Source organism: Natrinema versiforme (genome assembly GCF_005576615.1).
GTDB classification, from domain to species: domain Archaea; phylum Halobacteriota; class Halobacteria; order Halobacteriales; family Natrialbaceae; genus Natrinema; species Natrinema versiforme_A.
The window spans coordinates 1,624,343-1,644,038 of sequence record NZ_CP040330.1; the positions used below are offsets into that span (position 1 = coordinate 1,624,343).

Annotated in this window: 18 protein-coding genes; 10 read left to right on the forward strand and 8 right to left on the reverse strand. The window is 65.7% G+C overall.

What is annotated here, in order from left to right; genetic code table 11:
- Positions 1-3: 3 nt before the first annotated feature.
- Positions 4-2,106 carry an outer membrane protein assembly factor BamB family protein gene (locus tag FEJ81_RS07900; protein WP_138244775.1) on the forward strand — a complete coding sequence of 701 codons (2,103 nt, stop codon included), beginning with the start codon at positions 4-6 and terminating at the stop codon, positions 2,104-2,106.
- Between the two features lie 109 nt (positions 2,107-2,215).
- Here FEJ81_RS07900 and FEJ81_RS07905 read toward each other — a convergent pair whose 3' ends face one another.
- From FEJ81_RS07905 to FEJ81_RS07920, 4 genes are all read right to left on the reverse strand, one after another.
- A complete protein-coding gene (locus tag FEJ81_RS07905; protein WP_138244776.1) occupies positions 2,216-4,363 on the reverse strand; it encodes a PQQ-dependent sugar dehydrogenase in 2,148 nt (715 codons plus the stop codon).
- Between the two features lie 203 nt (positions 4,364-4,566).
- Positions 4,567-5,658 carry a sodium:calcium antiporter gene (locus tag FEJ81_RS07910; RefSeq protein WP_138244777.1) on the reverse strand — a complete coding sequence of 364 codons (1,092 nt, stop codon included), beginning with the start codon at positions 5,656-5,658 and terminating at the stop codon, positions 4,567-4,569.
- Between the two features lie 83 nt (positions 5,659-5,741).
- Positions 5,742-6,845: a sodium:calcium antiporter gene (locus FEJ81_RS07915; RefSeq protein ID WP_138244778.1), complete on the reverse strand. Its 1,104-nt coding sequence runs from the start codon at positions 6,843-6,845 to the stop codon at positions 5,742-5,744.
- A 124-nt stretch (positions 6,846-6,969) separates the two neighbouring features.
- Entirely contained in the window at positions 6,970-7,266 is a 297-nt protein-coding gene (locus FEJ81_RS07920; RefSeq protein ID WP_138244779.1) for an ArsR/SmtB family transcription factor, read from the reverse strand.
- Between the two features lie 133 nt (positions 7,267-7,399).
- On the opposite strand from FEJ81_RS07920, the gene FEJ81_RS07925 reads away from it, so the two are divergent.
- The 4 genes from FEJ81_RS07925 (at position 7,400) to FEJ81_RS07940 (ending at position 10,305) form a co-directional block, all read left to right on the forward strand.
- Positions 7,400-7,702, forward strand: coding sequence for an amphi-Trp domain-containing protein (locus FEJ81_RS07925; protein WP_138244780.1), 303 nt, complete (start codon positions 7,400-7,402; stop codon positions 7,700-7,702).
- A 168-nt stretch (positions 7,703-7,870) separates the two neighbouring features.
- Positions 7,871-8,959, forward strand: coding sequence for an SMP-30/gluconolactonase/LRE family protein (locus FEJ81_RS07930; protein ID WP_138244781.1), 1,089 nt, complete (start codon positions 7,871-7,873; stop codon positions 8,957-8,959).
- Positions 8,960-9,156: 197 nt separating this feature from the next.
- Complete coding sequence (locus FEJ81_RS07935; RefSeq protein WP_138244782.1) at positions 9,157-9,411, forward strand: HalOD1 output domain-containing protein; 255 nt, start codon at positions 9,157-9,159, stop codon at positions 9,409-9,411.
- A gap of 126 nt (positions 9,412-9,537) precedes the next feature.
- Positions 9,538-10,305 (forward strand): MOSC domain-containing protein, encoded by a 768-nt coding sequence (locus FEJ81_RS07940; RefSeq protein WP_138244783.1) that lies wholly within the window; start codon positions 9,538-9,540, stop codon positions 10,303-10,305.
- A gap of 3 nt (positions 10,306-10,308) precedes the next feature.
- On the opposite strand, the gene FEJ81_RS07945 is transcribed toward FEJ81_RS07940, so the two are convergent.
- Positions 10,309-10,638, reverse strand: a complete 330-nt coding sequence (locus FEJ81_RS07945) for a hypothetical protein (protein ID WP_138244784.1) — start codon at positions 10,636-10,638, stop codon at positions 10,309-10,311.
- Between the two features lie 172 nt (positions 10,639-10,810).
- Between FEJ81_RS07945 and FEJ81_RS07950 the strand changes: the two genes are divergently transcribed.
- Positions 10,811-11,608, forward strand: coding sequence for a helix-turn-helix transcriptional regulator (locus FEJ81_RS07950; protein ID WP_138244785.1), 798 nt, complete (start codon positions 10,811-10,813; stop codon positions 11,606-11,608).
- 316 nt (positions 11,609-11,924) lie between these two features.
- Positions 11,925-12,152 (forward strand): DUF5795 family protein, encoded by a 228-nt coding sequence (locus FEJ81_RS07955; RefSeq protein ID WP_138244786.1) that lies wholly within the window; start codon positions 11,925-11,927, stop codon positions 12,150-12,152.
- A gap of 182 nt (positions 12,153-12,334) precedes the next feature.
- Here FEJ81_RS07955 and FEJ81_RS07960 read toward each other — a convergent pair whose 3' ends face one another.
- Positions 12,335-13,168, reverse strand: coding sequence for a UbiA family prenyltransferase (locus FEJ81_RS07960; RefSeq protein WP_138246736.1), 834 nt, complete (start codon positions 13,166-13,168; stop codon positions 12,335-12,337).
- A 372-nt stretch (positions 13,169-13,540) separates the two neighbouring features.
- Here FEJ81_RS07960 and sucC point away from each other — a divergent pair, with 372 nt between their 5' ends.
- Together sucC and sucD are read left to right on the forward strand one after the other, a co-directional pair.
- On the forward strand, positions 13,541-14,692 hold the full coding sequence (gene sucC, locus FEJ81_RS07965; protein WP_138244787.1) for an ADP-forming succinate--CoA ligase subunit beta: 1,152 nt from the start codon (positions 13,541-13,543) through the stop codon (positions 14,690-14,692).
- Entirely contained in the window at positions 14,689-15,561 is an 873-nt protein-coding gene (gene sucD, locus FEJ81_RS07970; RefSeq protein WP_138244788.1) for a succinate--CoA ligase subunit alpha, read from the forward strand. The genes sucC and sucD overlap by 4 nt, the downstream gene beginning before the upstream one ends.
- A 475-nt stretch (positions 15,562-16,036) precedes the next feature.
- Here sucD and FEJ81_RS07975 read toward each other — a convergent pair whose 3' ends face one another.
- A complete protein-coding gene (locus FEJ81_RS07975) occupies positions 16,037-17,023 on the reverse strand; it encodes a hypothetical protein (RefSeq protein WP_138244789.1) in 987 nt (328 codons plus the stop codon).
- Between the two features lie 410 nt (positions 17,024-17,433).
- Positions 17,434-18,345 carry a haloalkane dehalogenase gene (locus FEJ81_RS07980; RefSeq protein WP_138244790.1) on the reverse strand — a complete coding sequence of 304 codons (912 nt, stop codon included), beginning with the start codon at positions 18,343-18,345 and terminating at the stop codon, positions 17,434-17,436.
- Between the two features lie 243 nt (positions 18,346-18,588).
- Here FEJ81_RS07980 and bioB point away from each other — a divergent pair, with 243 nt between their 5' ends.
- Positions 18,589-19,695 (forward strand): biotin synthase BioB, encoded by a 1,107-nt coding sequence (gene bioB / locus FEJ81_RS07985; protein WP_138244791.1) that lies wholly within the window; start codon positions 18,589-18,591, stop codon positions 19,693-19,695.
- Position 19,696 lies beyond the last annotated feature (1 nt).

Here is a 19,696-nt window from a genome sequence, read left to right on the forward strand (position 1 = left end):
AACATGACCTACGAATCACACCTCGTCGAACTGCCAGAAGACGCACCGTGGAACGAAAAACCGGGTGAATCGACCGTCGAACAGGGCGATATCGATCAGATTCCGGAAGTCGACGTCACCGAAGACGACCTCCAGCAGACGGGCGAGGAACCGACGGACTGGCTCATCATGGGCGGGTCCTACGAGGCACAGCGCCATACGACGGCCGATGTCATCACGCCCGAGAACGTCGATCAACTCGAGGCCGAGTATCGACTCGAGGTCGCGGACGACCCGAACGACTTCCAGGGCTCGCCGGTCGTCGTCGGCGGCGATCCGCCGATCATGTACACCACCGTCGGGCCGGACATGCTGTACGCGATCAACGCGCGGACGGGCGAGGTCCTGTGGACGCACTTCTATGAAAATCAGGACGGCGCGTCCGACGAGACGCCGCCGGCTGAGCGCGGGCCCGCCGTCCTCGGTGACACGGTCTACAAGAGCACCCTCGATCTCGGCGTCATCGCCATCGACCGCTACACCGGCGAGGAGCGGTGGTACTACAACGGTGCGGCCGCCTACCGCGGCGAGGTCGCCGACGACCTCGTCCACGAGGAACTCAGTTGGGAGCGATCCCGCGGGACCACGTCGTCGTTCCCGCCGCTGATCTACGACGGGATGCTGATGAAGGGCAGTTTCGGCGGCGAGTTCGGTGTCAGCGGTTTCTTCGACGCGATCGACCTCGAGGGGAACCCGCAGTGGCGGGTCAACATGACGCCCGAACACGAGTGGGTCGGCGACTCGTGGGAGCACGGCGGCGCGACCGCGTGGGCCTCGGGCGCGATCGACTCCGAGAACGGATCGGTCGTCATCCCGTCGGCCAATCCCGGCCCGTGGTACGGAACCGTCCGGCCCGGATACAACCCCTACTCCTGTGGCAAAGTCGCCGTCAATGCCGCGGACGGCGAGTACGAGTGGCACCATCAGGACTCGCCCCACGACTGGTGGGACTACGACTCGCCGAGCCCGCCGGTCGTCTTCGACGCGGAGGTCGACGGCGAAACCCGCAAGTTCGCGACGTGGCCCGGCAAGACGGGGTGGGTGTACACGGTCGACATGGAGACGGGACAGCTCCACCAGCGCAGCGATGAGTACGTCCAGCACCTGAACACGTTCAACCTGCCGCCGTACGACGACCTCGAGAGTTCCCCGTGGATCATGCCGGATCTCATCGGCGGGACGAATCCCCAGCCCAGCGCCTACGATCCTGAGACGCGGACGCTGGTCGTCAAGGGGACCAACTACCCGATCAAGTTCTCGTGGTTCGAAGTGGACTACGAGGCCGGCCAGACCTACATCGGGATGGACACCGTCCGGAAGACGGAACCGGTCGACGCCGAAGAGGGCGAGCAGCGGGAAGGCGACGAGACGCCCGAAGACGAGGAGGGGGCAGCAGACGCGGAGGAGGCGGAAGCGGGCGAGCAGCGCGAGGGTGACGAGACGCCCGCAAACGAGACGGCAGCAGACGCGGACGAGGCGGAAGTGGGCGAGCAGCGCGAGGGCGACGAGACGCCCGCAAACGAGACGGCAGACGACGGGGGCGGCGGAGACGAACTGCACGAAGAACAACAGGAGCGCGACGACGGCGAGGCGGCCGACGAAGACGCGGAGGAAGACACGGAAGACGCGGAGGAAGACACGGAAGACGCGGAGGAAGACACGGAAGACGAGGAGGAAGAAGACGAAGAGGTCCAGCAGTTCCAGGACGAGGAAGTGCCGGAGTGGAACCAGATGGCCGGCGTCGTCGCCGGGATCGACCCGCTCACAGGCGATCTGAAGTGGCAGAACTGGTTCAGTTGGCGAGCGGGGCCGCCGTGGGGCGGGTCGCTGACGACCGCGACGGGCGTGACCTTCGCCGGCGGTCCGACCGGGCAACTCCACGCCTTCGACACCGAGACGGGCGAGCGGCTGGCCGCCCACGAGGTCGGCGATCACGGCGTCGACGGAGCGCCGATGAGCTGGTACGATCCGAACGAAGGCAAACAGTACGTCGCGATACCCGGCGGCGGCGGAAATCAGGTCGACGAGGAGGGCAATACGATCGCCGTCTTCTCGCTCGAGGAATAGCGCCCTCGACGGGAGGTGAGCGATCGAACCTGCGGATTTTTCGATTCGAAAAAGAGTCCCAGTCGACGGGGAGCCGTGGCCGACGCCCGTTGTCGCGAATCGTCGCCGATTACGACTCGGTCGTCTCGTTCGGCTCGTTCGTCTCGTTTCCGTCCGCCTCGGCTTCCGCTTCGGTTTCGGGCTCTCGCTCGACTTCCGTCTCGTTTTCCTCGGCGGACTCCGGTTCGTCGTCGGCCGTCTCCGATTCGTCGTCGGCCGTTTCGCCGTCCGTCTCGTCCGCCGGGACGATCCGGTGAACCGCGCCGTCGCCCTCGACCGTCGGCGTGCTGGTGGTGAGGACGTACAGTTCGCCGTCGGCGTCCCGGCCGAAGCCGTAGACGAGTTGGGTCGGCCGTCCGTCTTCGGCGGCCTCGCCTTCGACCTGCAGTTGCTCGATGGGCCACAGTCCGTCCCCGGTCGTCCCACCGTCAGCGTCGCTTTCCGTCTCGGTACCGGTCTCCGTCTCGTTGGCGGTCTCGTTGGCGGTCTCGGTTTCGTTCCCGCCGTCGTCGGTCGGCGGATCGAGGAACATATCCTCGAGGTCATCGCCATCCCCATCGTCGCCGTCGGTCGCTCCCGCTTGGGGACGGGCGAGGAACAGCGTTCCCGGCCCCTCGCCGTCCTGGCTCCAGTCGCCGAAGACGTACGTCCCCTCGAGTTCGTCGATCTCGTCGCCCTCGTAGAGGTAGCCGCCGGTAATGGAGACGCCGATCGCCCCGTCGTCACCGGTGTCCTCGCCGCCGCCGTTCTCGCCCTCACCCTCGGCACCGTCGGACTCGAGGATGCCGCGTTCGTGGGGGTACTCGATGACCGGATCGAGCAGCGGTTCGCCGGCGCGTGGGTCGCCGGCGTCCTCGCTGACCTCATCGGGGCAGTCCTCGGGCGGCTCCGTGGGGGTTTCCGTACTGAAACAGTGGGCCCCCTCCTTGACGTTCCAGCTGTAGTTGCCGCCGCGCTGGACGTGATTGACGCTCTCGAAGAGTTCCTGTCCGACGTCCGCGAGCAGGAACTCGCCCTCGCCGGTAAAGGAGAACTCGCCCCACGGGTTGCGCATCCCCCACGCGTAGTACTCGTCGCGGTGTCCTTCGGCATCGACCAGCGGGTTGTCGTCCGGAATTCCGTAGGCTCGCTCGTCGCTTTCGACATCGATGTCGAGCCGCAAGACGCCGCCGAGGAGGGTCTCCTCGGTGTCCTGTCCGTTGCCGCCCTCGTTGTCGTCGTACCAGTCCTCGACGTGGCCCTCGTCCGTGTCGTTCGCGCCGCCCCCGTCGCCCGTGGCCACGTAGAGGTAGCCGTCGGGACCGAACGCGATCGTGCCGGAGTTGTGGTTGAACTGCGGCTCCGGGATCTCGAGGATCGTCCGTTCGGAGTCGGGATCGGCGGTCGAATGGTCGTCGTCCGCCGTCCGGAACTCCGAGAGGACGAACGTGTGATCGTACTCCTCCGGCGTTCCCTCCCGCGGTGGCGAGCTATACCGGACGAAGAACCGCCCGTTCTCCTCGAAATCGGGGTGGAACGCGAGCCCGAGGAGGCCGCGCTCGTCGAAGTCCTGAAACTCGATGAGCTGATCCGTGACGTCGAGGAACGGCTCTTCCCGCAGTCCGTCCTCGTCGTGGACGTAGATGTACCCCGTCTGGTCGACGATGAAGCGGCGATCGGCCTCCTCGTCGGCGACCTGCAGCGTCACCGGCGCGGTCAGTTCGTCGGTGACCGTCTCGAGGCCGACCGCCGGTCCCTCGCCGATGAGTTGGTCGGACTCGCCGGTCCCGTCGCCGCCGGCCGCGTCGTCGACGAACTCGATATCGCCGCGCATCGACTGCGGGTGCGGGCCGCAGTAGTACGTCGACATGCCCTCCTCCGCGGTGAACTCGACGGTCTGCGTTTCGCCCGCGTCCGCGAGGACGTCCGTCGCGACGTAGTTCTCGCCCTCCGATTCGCCCTCGATGATGAAGTTGTGTCCGGCACCGTCCTGGTTCTCCCACGTGAGCGTATACTCCTCGCCGGCGACCAACTGGAGCGTCGGATTGCGTTCGTCCGCGATCGGCTCCGGCGAGACGCCGAGCCAGCCGCTCGTTCGCCCGCCGAGTTCGATCTCGCCGGTGATGGCGTCCTCCTGTGCCGCCGCCGGCAGCGCGAGGCCGGCCACGGAAAGCGCCGCAGTCGATCGGAGGACCGTCCGCCTCGAGGTCGCCCGTTTGGAGTCGTCGTTTCGTGTCATAGTCTCTCAGTAGTACGCCGTGTCGGATCGCGGATCTCGACCCCTGCGTATCCGCCCGCGTACCGGGTAGCGTGGTGTCGATATCCAGCAATAAACCGGTTCGATCGTTCCCCGCTCAAGATCGACTTGTTCGAAATACGGGTCCACAATCACTGCTTAGGACGCCCTAACATCGTCTTTCGGCTCGAGCGAGGAGGTCTCGGTTACGCGTAGTTCGCGATCCAGTAGGCGACGTAGAGGGCGAACAGGACGACCCCGCCAAGGCGGGTGACGCGACCCCGCGCGAGCATGGCCGTCACGACGAGCAGGCAGCCGGCGAGGAACGGCCAGTGGACCGTCAGAACGTCGCCGCCGGACCCGATCGGATGAAGCACCGCGATGATGCCGACGTTCGCCGTCATGTAGAAGACGGTGCTACCGACCACGTTGCCGACGGCGAGTTCGGGGCGGTTTTGCCGCACCGGCTCGACGGTGAGCGCTAACTCCTCGATCGAAGCGATGAAGCTCAACACCGTCGCGCCGAACGCCAGCCCCGAGATCCCGAGCGCGACGAAGATCCCTTCGGCGCTGACCACCGTAATGCCGGACCCGATCGTTAGCCCGATCGTCGCGAGGACGGCCACGCCCAGATTGAAGAGGCCGCTTCGATGCTCGAACGAGGGGACGAGTTCGTCGAGGTCGAGATCGAGATCGAGATCGAGGTCGAGCGCCCGATCCGCTCGCCCGTCCGGTTCGTCGCCGCCGTTCACCGCTTTCGTTCCCGTGCCGGTCCCCGCATCCGGTTCGGTCTCCAGTCCGACCACCTCCTGTACCTCGTCCGCGAGCAGATACGTCGTTTCGGAACGCCGCTCGCGCCAGAAGATGGCCGAGAGCAGCGGAACGAACAGGGCGAGGAGCGCAGCCCCCTCGAGCGGGTCGATCGTTCCGTCGATCGACATCGCGAACGCCGGGACGGGGACGAGAACGAGCACGAGCAGATACAGCCGCGGAACGTCCATCCGAAACGGAACGAGGATCCCCGCGAGCCCGACGGCGACGGCGAGGACGAACAGCGATTCGCCGAACACCGTCCCGAGCGCGAGGTCGGGAAGGGCGACGAACGCGGCGGTCACGCCGAGAACGGCGTTCTCGAGGTCGACACCCGCTAACACGACCGCGAGAAAGAAGCCGGAAATCCCGAGCGAGACGGCGCTCTGGGCGACGGCCTCGATGAAGACCTCCACGCACCAGATCACCAGCACGACGCCGACGAGAAACAGCCCGACGAGGGCTATCGGGGAGCTCGGAACGACCATGTCCCCGCGTCTACACTGCTATGGTACTTATTACCAAGTGTCGATCTCCGAGGGGGTCGAGCGAACGCGCGCCCGTTCAGCGCTCACAGCGCCTCGGGAATCGGGATGCCGCCGAAGACGAGGAGCGAACACAGCCAGTAGGCGACGTAGAGGCCGACGAGCGCGTAGCCGTGACGGCGGCGGATTCGGCCGGTCGAGATGACGGCGGCGGCGACGGCTGTGAGGACGACGACGGCGGGCAGATGAAAGGCAAGGACCGCCCGCGGAATCGTCACGTCGGCGACGTACGTGATGACCCCGACGTTGGCCGTCACCGAGAAGATGACGCTCCCGATGACGTGACCGATGCCGATCTCCGGGATCCCGCGGCGGACCGGCTCGATCGTCAACAGCAGGTTCTCGACGGTCAACACGAGCGTCAGCACCGTCGCGCCGAAGACGGTCTCCTCGATCCCCCACGATTCGATGATCGCTTCCGAGCCCGTCTCGAGGAGCATCGCGCCGGCCATCACGCCGATCAGCGCGACGCCGGCGAACCCGAGCCAGAAGACGCCCTCGTAGCGCCGTTCGGCGACGTACCGGTCTTCGGGGATATCCTCGAGGACGGTCCCGCTGTCGACATCGCCGATGGCGAGTTCGTCGATCGGCACGCCGCCGTCGGCCTCGATTCGCTCCGCGATCTCCGAGTCCCTGAAGACGGGAACGTCGCGCTGTATCTCTCGGAGCACGATGTAGCCGAAGAGCGCGACGAAAACGCCGGTGAGGACGAGTCCGTGGCCGAGCGTGAGCGTCTCGGCGACGACGAACGGGACCAAAAGTAGCGGCGAGACCACGAGGAGGAGCAGGTAGTCGCGTGGGACCTCAACCGGGAACGGTCTGTAGATCGCCGCGACGGCCAGCGTGATGCCGGTGATCGCGAGGGCGGTCCCGAGCGCGGTCCCGAGCGCGACCTGCTTGAGTTCGCCGGCACCGAACACGAGCGCGACGACGGTGTCGTCGAACTCGATCCCGGTGAAGACGATCGCCAGCGCGAATATCGAGACGCCCAAGCCCAGCGCCGCCCGCGTGAGGTAACTGATGAGTTTTTCGACGCTGTAGGTCAGGACGATCGCGCCGACGGCGAGGACGAGGTACGCGACCCACAGCCCCCGCGCTTCGACGACGCTCTCGACGGCCGCTTCGATCATGTCCCCGATCCACGGTAGCTGTTCACATATAGCTAACAGGGCGGGGATGAATTGCCGTGGGAAATGTATACACGCTCGAGCGATCGGACCGCCGGCTCCCCGTCGACGGCGGACGGCGGTTCGATCAGTCGCGCGCGAGCCGATCGGCCCCGTCGACCTCGTCGGCCTGCAGGATGAACGTCCGCTCTGGCGGCGGCGCGACCCGTAACTCGACGTTGCGGACGAGTTCGTAGTACTTCCGGTTGCCGCGCCGGTAGTGAGCGACCAGCCCGGCCTCCTCGAGCGTCGAGAGGTGGTGGACGGCCGTCTTGCCGTCCGTTCCGGTCGCCTCCGCGAGTTCCGAGACGTACATCGGCTCCCGCGAGAGTTCCCTGAGGATGGCGAGGCGCGTCCCGTTGCCCAGCGCGTCGAGCAGGTCCATAGCACTAGATATCGCGCGCTGTACACAAGAAGGGTTTCGGCGATCGAGCTAGACTCGCGGCTCGAGGCCCCGAAGCCGACGTATCGAACCGCGTGAACGGGGCTTTATCTCCGTCGGCGTGCCAGTCAGTGGCATGAGCGACCGCGTCGACTTCCCGGACGAGCGAACCAGCGACCGCCGGACGATCACGAGCGGCTTCTTCGAACAGGAGGTGTACCTCTCCCGCGAGGAGACGGCGGCGTTCCTCCACGACCTCGCCGACCAACTCGAGGCCGGTACCTCGTTTACGATCTCCGCGTCGGAGTGGGAGATCCCCTTCGACTACAGCGATCCCGTCGAGGTCGAGATCGAGTTTGCCGAGCAACGGGAGCGCGAACTCGAGATCGAACTCGAGTTCACCGAGCCGAGCGGGGGCGACGACCTGTCGGTTCGGTAGCCGGTGGATGTTCGCGCCACATCCCGTCCGTGCCGATCGGTGATAATGGATCGTGGAAGCGATCTAACACTATTTTTCACGCCTGTAACAGCGGGTAACCGATCGATTTGTCGAGAAACGATTGACGCGCTTTACCGGATTTCGGGTGGTCCGATCCGTCGCAGCACCATGACTAATGACAACGTGTTCGAGACGATAGTCGGCAGCGGCGCTCGATCGGCGGTATCTCGTCGATCGGTAATCGGAGGTATCGCCGCGGCGGGAGCGCTGGCAGCGGTTCCGACCGGGGTATTCGGGAGACAGGACGAGACGGGCACGGACGGTGACCTCGAGATCGTCGCCGACTTCGAGCCGCCGGCGATGCCCGAGAACCTCGCGATCGATTCGGCGGGAACCACCTACCTGAGTATGGGACCGTCGGGCGAGATTCGGGCGGTCGACGCCGACGGGAACGAATCGACGTTCGCGACGATCGAGACCGGCGAGGAGGGACTCTTGCTCGGGATCACGGTGCTCGGCGGCGACCTCTACGCCGCGAACGGCTCGGGGGAACCGGAGACCCACGGCGTGTGGCGCGTCGCGGCGGACAGCGAGCCCGAACGGATCGCGGAACTCCCGGCCGACGAGACGACGCCGAACGGGATTATTCCCGATCCGACCGACTCGGACGCGCTCCTCGTCTCCGATCACCTCGGCGGCGCGGTCTGGCGCGTGACGACCGACGGCGAGGCCGAGCAGTGGGTCACGGACGAGTCGCTCGAGCCGGACATGTCGGCCGATAGCCCGGTCGGCGCGGACGGGTTGGCCGTGCATCCGGACGGCGACGTCTACGTCGATAACCTCAACGCGGGGTCGATCATCCGCGTCCCGGTCGAGGACGGCGATGCTGGCGACCCCGAAACCGTCGTGCAGGACGAGGGACTCGTCGGCGCGGACGGGATGACGTTCGACGAGGAGGGATCGCTGTACGTGGCGGTAAACGCCCAAAACGAGATCGCGCGCGTGACGCCGGACCACGAGATCGAGACGGTCGTCACCGGTGAGGGACTCGACTTCCCCGCCGACGTTCACTTCGGGACGACCGAGGAGACGGCGACCTCGCTGTACATCGCGAACTTCGCGTACGGGACCTTCCTGCAGGACGAGACGGCCGCGGAGCCGAGCCTCGCGAGGACCGACGTTGGCGTACGCGGGCACTTCCCCGACGCTGACGGGGACGGCGGAACGGCTACCGAAACCGAATCGACCGACGAGTGATCGACGGCGAGCGCGAGCGGGCGAGTGAGCGCTCGCGGTCGTGTCGTCCCGCATCACCGGTCTCGCCCGGCGGGTTTTCGCCGTTTCGTTGGCGAACGCTCTCGGAAATCGATGCGTTCCTCAGTTTCCATCGGTTATAATTTACCGCCACTAGAGCTTCGAAAGCTATTAATACAGCGGTGTAGCGGTAGATGGCAATGAAACAATCCCTCGCGGTCGACACCGACGAGGTGCACGAGCGGATCGTTACCGGCGTCGCGGCGCTCGAGGGGGTCGATCCCCTCTCGTTACCGCCGCTGTTCGACGCGGTCGATCCCGATGCACTCACAGCGCTCTTCACGACCACGGAGTCGGGCGGTCGCCGGTCCGGCCACGTCGGCTTTACGTACGCCGACCATCAGGTGACGATCGAGTTCGACGAGAGCGATACCCCCGTCGTGACGATCGATTGACGGTCCGTTCGGACGACCGGGTTGCCGGCCGTCGATCGGCGGACGACGCCGGCGTGGCGTTCGACCGTTGCGATCCGATTTCGTTCGAACGAAGACTAATGGTGTCTCGGCTGATACGTACCGCCGATGGCAGAACTCGAGCGGCTTCGCGCGTATCCGGTGAAGGGACTCGACGGGATCGATCTCGAGACGGCCCCGGTGCTCGAGGGCGGGACGGTGGCCCACGACAGGGAGTTCGCCCTGTTCGACGCGGACGGCGACGTGCTCAACGGCAAACGGACCGACCGAGTACACGTTCTCGACACCGATTTCGATCCCGAGACGACTGTCCTCACGGTCGATCCGCCGGAGGGAGAGCCCCGTCGGTTCGACCTCGATGCCGACCGCGAGACCGCGGCGGCGTGGTTCAGCGAGTTCTTCGACGCGGATCTCTCGCTCGAGCGGGACGCGTCGCTCGGGTTCGTCGATCGGCGCGAGATGGGGCCCTCCGTGGTCAGTACGGCGACGCTCGAGACCGTCGCGTCGTGGTTCGACGGGATGACCGTTGAGGGTGCGCGGCGGCGAATTCGGGCGAACATCGAGGTGTCCGGCGTCGACCCCTTCTGGGAGGACCGGTTCGTCGGCGAGGACGCGCCGGCGTTCGAAATCGGCGGCGTTCGATTCGAGGGTGTCACGCCCTGTGGGCGCTGTGTCGTGCCCCAACGCAATCCCGATACCGGGGAGCCGATTCAAGAGTTTCAGGAACGGTTTATCCAGAAGCGAGAGGAAACGTTCCCGGACTGGGCCGACACGGCCGCGTTCGATCACTACTACTCGCTGATGATCATCACGCGCGTCGCCGAGCGCGACCGCGGGACCACGCTTCGCGTCGGCGACCGGGTCGAAACCATCTAATTCTCAGTGGTCGATTCCGGGGCGCTGGAACGTCGTCTCGGCTGTTCTGCTCCCGTCTCTCGGCCCCTCCATCGCGTTCTCGAGTTCCGGTGCGGCCAGTACCTCGTTCCGTTCGGGTTCGTCCGGCCGGCAGAAGTAGTAGGTGTCCGCACAGCCGGCGACCAGTTCGGAGAGCGGTTGGTCCTCGTCGTGGACGACCGAGACGAGGTCACCCGTCACCGCGATTAACGCCGCGTCGTCGGGTTTGTAGAGTGCGTCTCGGAGTTCGCTGACGGTACTGTCGGCCGGTAGCTCGAGGGTAACGCCGTCGACGGTCGCCCATCGCGTCTCCATACCCCGGTCTTCGGCCGTGACGTTCTATACGGTTGTGCCCGCAGACACAGGCCGGTCGGCGGCTCCCGGTCGGGATCGCGGTCGCTCGCGGCTGCCGTCCCGATGCCGTCCCGGCGAGTACCGCCCGCGGGGCCAGTGCGATAAAGTAGGTTCGCTCGGAGGACCAGACGTGATGGCCGATCGAAAGGGGGACGCGATCGAGACGCTCGAGTACGTGGCGCGCTCGCCGAGCCGAGTGCGGATCCTCGAGACGCTGTCCGCGGAGGGTGCCGTTTCCAGAGACGCGTTGCGAACCGAGGTCGACGTCGTGCGAACGACGCTGCAACGGACCTTGACGGGGCTGCGAGAGCGGGGGCTGATCCGCGAACGCGACCGGTGCTACGAACTCACGTCGGCCGGCTCGCTCGCGACGAGCGGCCTCTCGACGGCCCTCGAACGGGTCGACGCCGCGGAGCGCCTGCGTCCGGTACTCGAGCGGGTTCCGGCGACGGAACTCGCGTTCGACACCGAACGGCTGGTCGACGCGACGGTCGTCGAATCCACCACGGCGAACCCGTACGGGCCGGTCGAATACCATGCGGCGAGTCTCGCCGATGCGATACGCGCCAGAGTGGTACTGCCGGCGACCGGAGCCACCCCGCTCGAACGGGCGAGGGAAGCCATCGAATCGGGTGCGGTCTTCGAACTGATCGTCACGGAATCGGTCGCGGAGACGTTGCGGACGGAACCATCGGTCGCGGATCCGTTCGCGGCGATCGCCGACGCCGACTCGGTTACCGTCTCGGTCGTCGAGCGCGAAATCTCGTTCTATCTCGGGATCGTCGACGACGCCGTCCAGATCGGCGTCCACGACGAGAGCGGACTCCCGACGGCACTCCTCGAGTCGACCGACGCGGGAGTCCGGGAGTGGGCGATCGACCGGTTCGACTCCCTCGCTGAGCGAGCGACGGCGATCGATCTCGAGGCGTAGCCCTTCGTTGGTCGGGTCGCCGTCGGACGGTCGGCGCACTCGAGTCGACGCGTGCACGCCGTGCACATGCTGTGCGGGGTACACTGATACGGCCTCGCACCGGAGTACCGATGCGGTAGGTGGTGGTTCACGCGGCGCTGACGGCAGCGGATGGGGGAGGACACGTCGACGGGCCGCGACGCAGACCGCTCGACGCCGACGCCGGTCCCGGTCCGGGACTGCCTTTCGTTTCGAGTGAGTTGGCCTCGAGAAACGGCTCCGTTCCGCGGAATTCGATTCAGGAAACGCTTAGGATGTCGCGTCCGGTACTCCGGGTGTGAGCGAGAATCGCGTCGTTCAGGGGCGAATGGTTACGGCCGAAAAACTCGCGGAACTGGTCGAAGGCGACTCCGTGATGGAAGTCGATTCGATCGAGGAGGCCGACGAGGAGTGTCCGGACTGTGGCGGGAACGTACTGAAAGTGGTGTACATGCCGTCGGTCACCGAACTCGTTACCGGCTGGAAGTGCCAGGACTGCGACTGGAGCGAGGACGACCGGGACTGACCGTGTCTCCGGATGCCGACGGCGTCGGCAGCGGCTGCACCCAGTCGTGACTACCGGGTAGCCGTGGCCGGTCACACGATCTCTTCGTTCTGACCCGGATACGAAATCCGCGGTCGAACGGGCGAGGACGTATCGCTCTCGCCCGGACGCGATCGGTATCGGATGTCGACTGCGATGGGCAGTCACCAGACCGCCCACTCGAGGGCCATCACGACGGCGGCGAGGAAGACGTGTTCGCCGTCGACGACGAAGCCGTAGTACAGCGGGCCGCGGTCGGGGGTCGCGAAGGGAATGTACGCACAGACGTAGGCGTTCATCGCGAGCACGACGAGGAACTTCTCGGAGAGCACGCCGGTGCTGACGAGGGCGATGACCGCCGCGGCGACGGCGACGGTCGAACACAGCGACAGGAGTCTGGTCCACCGCGGCCCGAACAGGTTGGGGACCGTCGGAATCCCCTCCGCACGGTCGCCCTCAATGTCCTTGACGTCGAAGATCGCCGCGGCGATGGTGATCATGGTCGTGATATACGCGAACAGAAACAGGATCTCCGACGAGCGCAACTCGCCGTAGTAGTAGCCGACGCCGAGGGGAATCGCACCCCACGCGAGGCCGACGACGAGGTTCTTCACGAGGAAGATTTGCTTGACCCCGCCGACGGAGTACAGGAGGACGACGGCGAGCGGGAGGAGCATGTACGCCGCGCCGGGCAGGCCGAGCGCGACGGCGACCCCGATCGCAGCCACGTAGAGGCCGATCCCGAGCGCGAGCCAGAGCCGACCGTACCGCTTCGTAAACGCCGCGCGCTGCGGGACGTTTTGCTCGTCCTCCTCGAGGTCGGTGAACCGGTTGACGGTGTAGACGAACATCGTGGCCGCGAAGACGATGAATACCGGCAGGGGCTCGAGGGGAAGCTCTGCGAGCAGAACGGTCGTGACGACGACGCTGACCGTGGCAAGCGAGATGAAGAGGTTGCTGTGGACGAGAAATCGGAGGGCGGTTTTCACCGATGACACCCAACCCGGCGTCCGATGCGTTGCGGTGGGGTTCGTCACAGCGGGTGCGCCTCGTGGGGTAGTAGGGAGAGGTGACGTTTGAATGCTGTGTCGGACGGTTCCGGCAGTCCCGGACTCGAACCGGCCGCCCTGCGAGAGATACCCCGAAAGACGATATTGGAAAATCGACTACTCACCGCGATGGTTCGGTGCCGAGTCCGAACGTGCGGGTAGGCCACACCCACCTTCGGTTGAAAACCCACAGAAAGACGGTGGAAAGAAAAACGGTACGGCGGTGACGGGCCCGATGGGGTCGATACACGTCGATTGATGTCCCGCGGCGAGTGGAAACTGGCAGGATTTAAGCAAGGTCGGAACGGCCGTTCAAATGGCATGAAATTACACGAGTATCAGGCGAAGAACGTCTTCGCCGATGCCGGGATTCCGACGCCGGCTTCGGAGCTCGCCTCCGACGTCGACGGCGTCGTCACCGCGGCCGAGGAGATCGGGTATCCAGTAGCGGTGAAAGCGCAGGTACAGGTCGGCGGCCGGGGGAAGGCCGGCGGAATCAAACTCGCCGAGGACGAGGAGGAGGCCCGCGAGGCGGCCGACTCCATCCTCGGGATGGATCTGAAGGGGTATCACGTCGACCGCGTGCTCGTCGAGGAAGCGGTCGACTTCGTGAACGAACTCTACGTCGGGATCACGATGGACCGCGGCGAGGGCAAACCCGTCGCCATGGTCTCGACCAAGGGCGGCGTCAACATCGAAGAGGTCGCCGAGGAAGATCCCGAGGCGATCGCCCGCGAACACATCGATCCCTCCTTCGGGATGCATCCCTACCAAGCGCGGAAGGCCGTCTACGACGCCGGCGTCGATCAGTCGATCGCGCGCGACGTCTCAAGTGTCCTCACCACGCTCTATCAGCTCTGGGACGACAAGGACGGCGCCGACGCCGAGATCAACCCGCTGATGGTCACGAGCGACGACGAGGTCATCGCGGCCGACGCCGTGATGAACATCGACGAGGACGCGTTGTTCCGCCAGCCCGAACTCGCCGAGATGGAAGAGGAGGCAGCCGGCGGCGACGAACTCGAGCAGAAGGCCGACGAGTACGGCTTCGACTACGTCCGTCTCGACGGCAACGTCGGCATCATCGGCAACGGCGCCGGACTCGTGATGACGACGCTGGATCTGGTCGACCACTACGGCGGCCAGCCCGCGAACTTCCTGGACGTCGGTGGCGGCGCCAAGGCCGAGCGCATTTCGAACGCGCTCGACATGGTGTTCTCGGACGATAACGTCGATTCGGTCGTCTTCAACATCTTCGGCGGGATCACCCGCGGCGACGAGGTCGCCCGCGGTATCAACGAGGCGCTCGAGCAGTTCGACGAGATCCCCAAACCGGTCGTCGTCCGACTGGCCGGGACCAACTGGGAGGAAGGCATGGAGATTCTGAATGAGGACCTCGTGACGGTCGAACAGACCCTCGAGGACGCGGTCCAGCGTGCAGTCGAGTACGCTGGGGAGGTGAACGACCAATGAGCGTACTAGTCGACGACGACACGCGCGTCGTGGTACAGGGCATCACCGGCGGGGAAGGCAAGTTCCACGCCGAACAGATGATGGAGTACGGCACCAACGTCGTCGCCGGTGCAGTCCCCGGCAAGGGCGGGCAGGAAGTCAGCGGCGTGCCGGTCTACGACACGGTCCACGAAGCCGTCGACGAGGAGAACGCCGACACCTCGGTCATCTTCGTCCCGCCGGCCTTTGCCGGCGACGCGGTCTTCGAATCACTCGACTCCGATCTCGACCTCGCGGTCGCGATCACGGAGGGCATCCCGACCCAGGACATGGCGAGAGTCAACAAGCGTCTCTCCGAGACGGATACCCGACTTATTGGCCCGAACTGTCCCGGCCTCATCACGCCCGGTGAGGCCAAACTCGGCATCCTCCCCGGCAACATCTTCTCGGAGGGGAACGTCGGTCTGGTCTCCCGCTCCGGGACGCTGACCTACCAGGTCGTCGATAGCCTGACCTCTCGCGGCATCGGTCAGACGACGGCCATCGGTATCGGCGGCGACCCGATCATCGGCACCGACTTCGTCGACGCCCTCGAGCTGTTCGAGGACGACCCCGACACCGACGCCATCGTCATGTGCGGCGAGATCGGCGGCGAAGACGAGGAGGAAGCGGCCGCGTTCATCGACGACTACGTCGACACGCCGGTCGCCGGCTTCATCGCCGGCCGTACCGCGCCCCCGGGCAAGCGGATGGGCCACGCCGGTGCGATCGTCTCCGGCTCCGGTACCGGCACCGCAGAGAGCAAGATCTCGGCGCTCAACGACGCCGGCGTCCCCGTCGGCGACACCCCCGAAGAAGTCGCCAACCACATCGAAGAGTTCCTCTCGTAGCGCTTCGATCCCGTGACCGCCTCGGCCCGTGACCGCGCTCGCGGGCTGACCGTTTTGCGGTCTTTTGTACTCAAGCCGATCTTCACTGCCCTCGAGCCACGGAACCGTCGCTCCGCTGTGTGACTCGCAGTGCACGCCCGTCGTATTCGCGCAGTAGGATCACGGGGAAGCCACACATCATTCGCCCGTATGCCGGTCTGGCTCGAGTGTGAAAACTGCGGGAACGAGCACACGATTCCGGAGCGAGCGGACGATCCGGAGACGGGCGGCACGCGGTGTCCTGAGTGCGGCGCAAAATCGTACGCGATTCGACGGGATGGGCTCGCCTGGCACCCCGAACCGTGACCGCTCTCTCGAGGCCGATCGAAGCGCGAGGGAAAATCCGGGAGTGTATCGGGCGATCGTGGCGCGAATCGATGCGATTCCGCAACGCGCGATCGCTACCGACTCGTCAGCGGGACGTCGGCCGAGCGAGTCAGAACAACCCGCCGAGCGTCGACCGAAGCCGACCGAGCGGCCCCGACGACTCGCCGTCATCGGTCGCCGTCGCGTCCGCATCGTCGTCGGCGACGGTCTCGTTCTCGGCGTCGTCGCCATCCTCGACCGTCGCGTCTTCGGCCGGAGGGGTTTCCGAACTGATCTCGAGGCCCGCGCCGTCGCCGTCGTCGTCCGCGGTATCGTCTTCTAGATCATCGCGATCGTCGTCCGCCACGGCGTCGGTGCTCGAGTCGGGTTCCGCCTCTGGGGCGTCATCGGTATCGGCCGCTGCGGTCGTGTCTTCCGCAGTCACGGCCGTCGTATCGGCTGCGTCGGACTCGAGACCGTCGTCTGACTCGCTCTCAACACCGGACCCGCTTTCGGACGGCTCGTCGACGGCCTCGGTATCGCTCGAGGTGCCCTCCTCGTCATCGGCGTCCCAGAGCGGGTCGTCATTTTCCGTCTCGGCGTCGGTCGCAGGCGGCGCGTCGGCAGCCAACGGTTCTTCGGCGGCCGCATCGGTGTCTTCCTCAGTCGCGGCCGAGTCTCCGGTCTCGTCGCCCGGCGAATCGTCGGACCCGTTCGGATCGATCCAGAGGAACTCCCGGTCTTTCGTGCGTCCAGTGAGGAGTAGATCCGTCAGTTCGTCGTCGTCGGCCACCAACTCGTCGTCGACGGGCGTCTCCGGCTCGGGGTCCGGTTCGTCCGCGCTCGCGATGATATCGTCCGGACTCTCGTCCGCGAGCACCTCGTCGGCACCGCCCTCGTCGGCCGCGTCTGCGCGGAGTTGATCGAAGACGTCGGCGGCCGTCGTATCCTCGACGCCGTCAGTTTCCTCGCCGTCGGTCCGGTCCCCCTCTGCCGTGGCAGCCCGGCGTTCGTCCCCCGAATCGCCGCCGGTCTCGATGTCCCCGAACAGGTCGTCGACGCTCGAGCCCACCTCGAGTGCCCCGTCGCCCGGATTGTCCGTTGTACTCTCTGTCATACTCTCGCTTCTGTGCTAGTGGATAATCACGCGACTTTAATTTTTGGAATTTTCTCAGTCACGATAGATGAGAGAAGTACTGCATTAGTGTACTGGCCGTCAGGCGGGTTCGACGGTCGCGGAAGTTGACAACTGGGCAGTTGAATAGGGTCACGCATGCCGATACGGACAATCACGGGTGACGACAGGACGGGTCCAAACTCGACGACCGGCACGGACGGGCGGTACCACTGCGAACTATCGTATTCGCGGGGATACGTGCGAGACGATACCAGGGCGGATCAGATCCCTCGAGGCGTCGATAGACGGCGAGCGCCTCGAGCGTGACGCAGACGAGCACGCGGAACCGGCGCAGCCTCGAGAAGTCAGACGTGGGGACACCGCGCTGAGCGCAATCGAGACCCCGTCTGCTAGCGGGCCGATGACGTTCGATCGATGAAGTCGACGATGTGTTCGGCGATTTCCTCACCGGCGTCTTCCTGTAAGAAGTGGGCGGCCTCGTCGATCCAGATATCGGGCTGCTCGCTCGCGGTCGGGATGTGGTGCCGGAGCGGGTCGCGGTCGTGGGACGTGATCGGGTCCTCCCGCCCGAACAGGACGAACGCCGGTTTCTCCCACTCGCCGAGCCGGTCTTGGGTTTCCGCCAGCAGGTCCGCCCCCGGATCGTCGGGCGACTGGGGGACGAGGCCGGGGAACGTCCGCGCAGCGGCCATGTATCGCTCGTCGGGGAACGGGGCGCGGTAGGCGTCGACCACGGCTTCGGAGAGGTCCCGGTAGCAGCCGTTCCGGACGAGTCTGCCGATGTCGAGGTCGTCCGCGGTCGCCACCATCTCCGCGAACTCGTGCCACCGGTCGCTCATTGCTTGGGTCCCGTCCGGTACGCCGGTGTTCATCGGCACGAGGCGCGCGAACCGCTCGGGTTCGTGGGCCGCGAGCGCCAGTCCGAGGACGCCGCCCCAGTCCTGACAGACGAGCGTGATATTCGTCAGCTCGAGTTTCTCGACGAACGTCTGCAGCGCGTCGTAGTGCATCTCGACGGAGTACGCGTCGCGGTCCTCGTACCGATCGGAGCGGCCACAGCCGATCAGATCGGGGACGACGACGCGACCGCGTTCGGCCAGAGTGGGCATCATCTTCCGATAGAGGAACGACCACGTGGGTTCGCCGTGGAGACAGAGGAACGTCTCCTCGGCATCGCCGCTGCCCTCGCGACCGCCCGTTTCCACGTATGCCATGTCTAACTCGCCGATATCGACGTACTGCGGCTCGTAGTCGAAGTTCGGCACGTCCGCGAACCGTTCCTCTGAGAGACTGACAACCATATGCCACGACACCACATGCCACTATTCAAAGGTTCGGAAACTGAGATGAATCCGCCCACCGTTTCCGGACGCAGCGATCCGAGCACAGGGATGTCGTCGACTCGCTGTCACTCACGCCGAGACGCCATTTCGGACGTATCGGGCGGTGTATTCCCCTCCTGTGAGAAGCGATGGTCCTCGAGTACCGGTCAATCGGGATAATCATCCAAAAACATTATATTATCGTTAACCGATTCTAGGATCGTGGTTTACGAGACTGGAAACGAGACGGTCGACGACGCCCTCGAGCGGGTGCTGGCCGGCGAACGGCTCGATCGCACCGACGGGCTCGCGCTGATGGCCCAACCGGTCGACGCACTCGCCGAAGCCGGCGCGGCCGTGCGCGATCGCTTCGGCGACGGTACGGTCGATGCCTGCTCGATCGTCAACGCGAAGGCGGGCAACTGTGCCGAGGACTGTGGGTTCTGTGCGCAGTCGGTCCACTTCGACACCGGTATCGACACCTACGGCTTCCTCGGGCCCGAGAAGATCCTCGAGGCCGCAAAACGCGCCGAACGCGACGGTGCCCAGCGCTTCGGCATCGTCGTCGCCGAGAAGGGCGTCTCGAAGGAACGCCGCCCCGAGGAATGGGAGGAAGTCCTCGAGTCGATCCGCCTCGTCCGCGACGAGTGCGATCTCGAGGTCGACGCCTCGCTTGGCATTCTCACCGAGGAGGAAGCCGCGATCCTCGCCGATGAGGGGATCAACCACTACAATCACAACATCGAGACCTCGCCGAACTACTTCCCCGAGATCGTCGACTCGCACAGTTTCGAAGACCGGGTCGAAACGCTTGAGGTCGCCAAGGCGGCCGGAATGGACCTCTGTGCGGGCGTCATCCTCGGGATGGGCGAGACGCCGACCGATCGGGTCGAAGCCGCGATCGCCCTGCAAGACATCGGCATTTCCTCGCTGCCGGTCAACGTCCTCAACCCCGTCGCGGGGACGCCGCTGGCCGAGCAGGGGGTCGACATCAGCACGGACGAAATCGTCAAGACGGTCGCGGTGTACAAACTGCTCCACCCCGAGTCGCGGGTCCGCCTGACCGGCGGCCGCGAGGTCAACCTCGCACCCGACGAGCAGCACCTGCCGCTCGAGGCCGGCGCTGACGGCCTCCTCACCGGCGATTACCTGACGACCGAGGGTCAATCCCCCGGCGAGGACTTAGAGATCATCGAACGCGCCGGCCTCGAGCCCAATCGGGACACCAACGAGTTCGACCCCGAGGCGGTCAAGGCCCGCCACGGCGGGTCGGCCGAGTCCTCGAGCGACGAGACGGCGAGTACAGGCGCGGAACCGAGCGACGACTGAG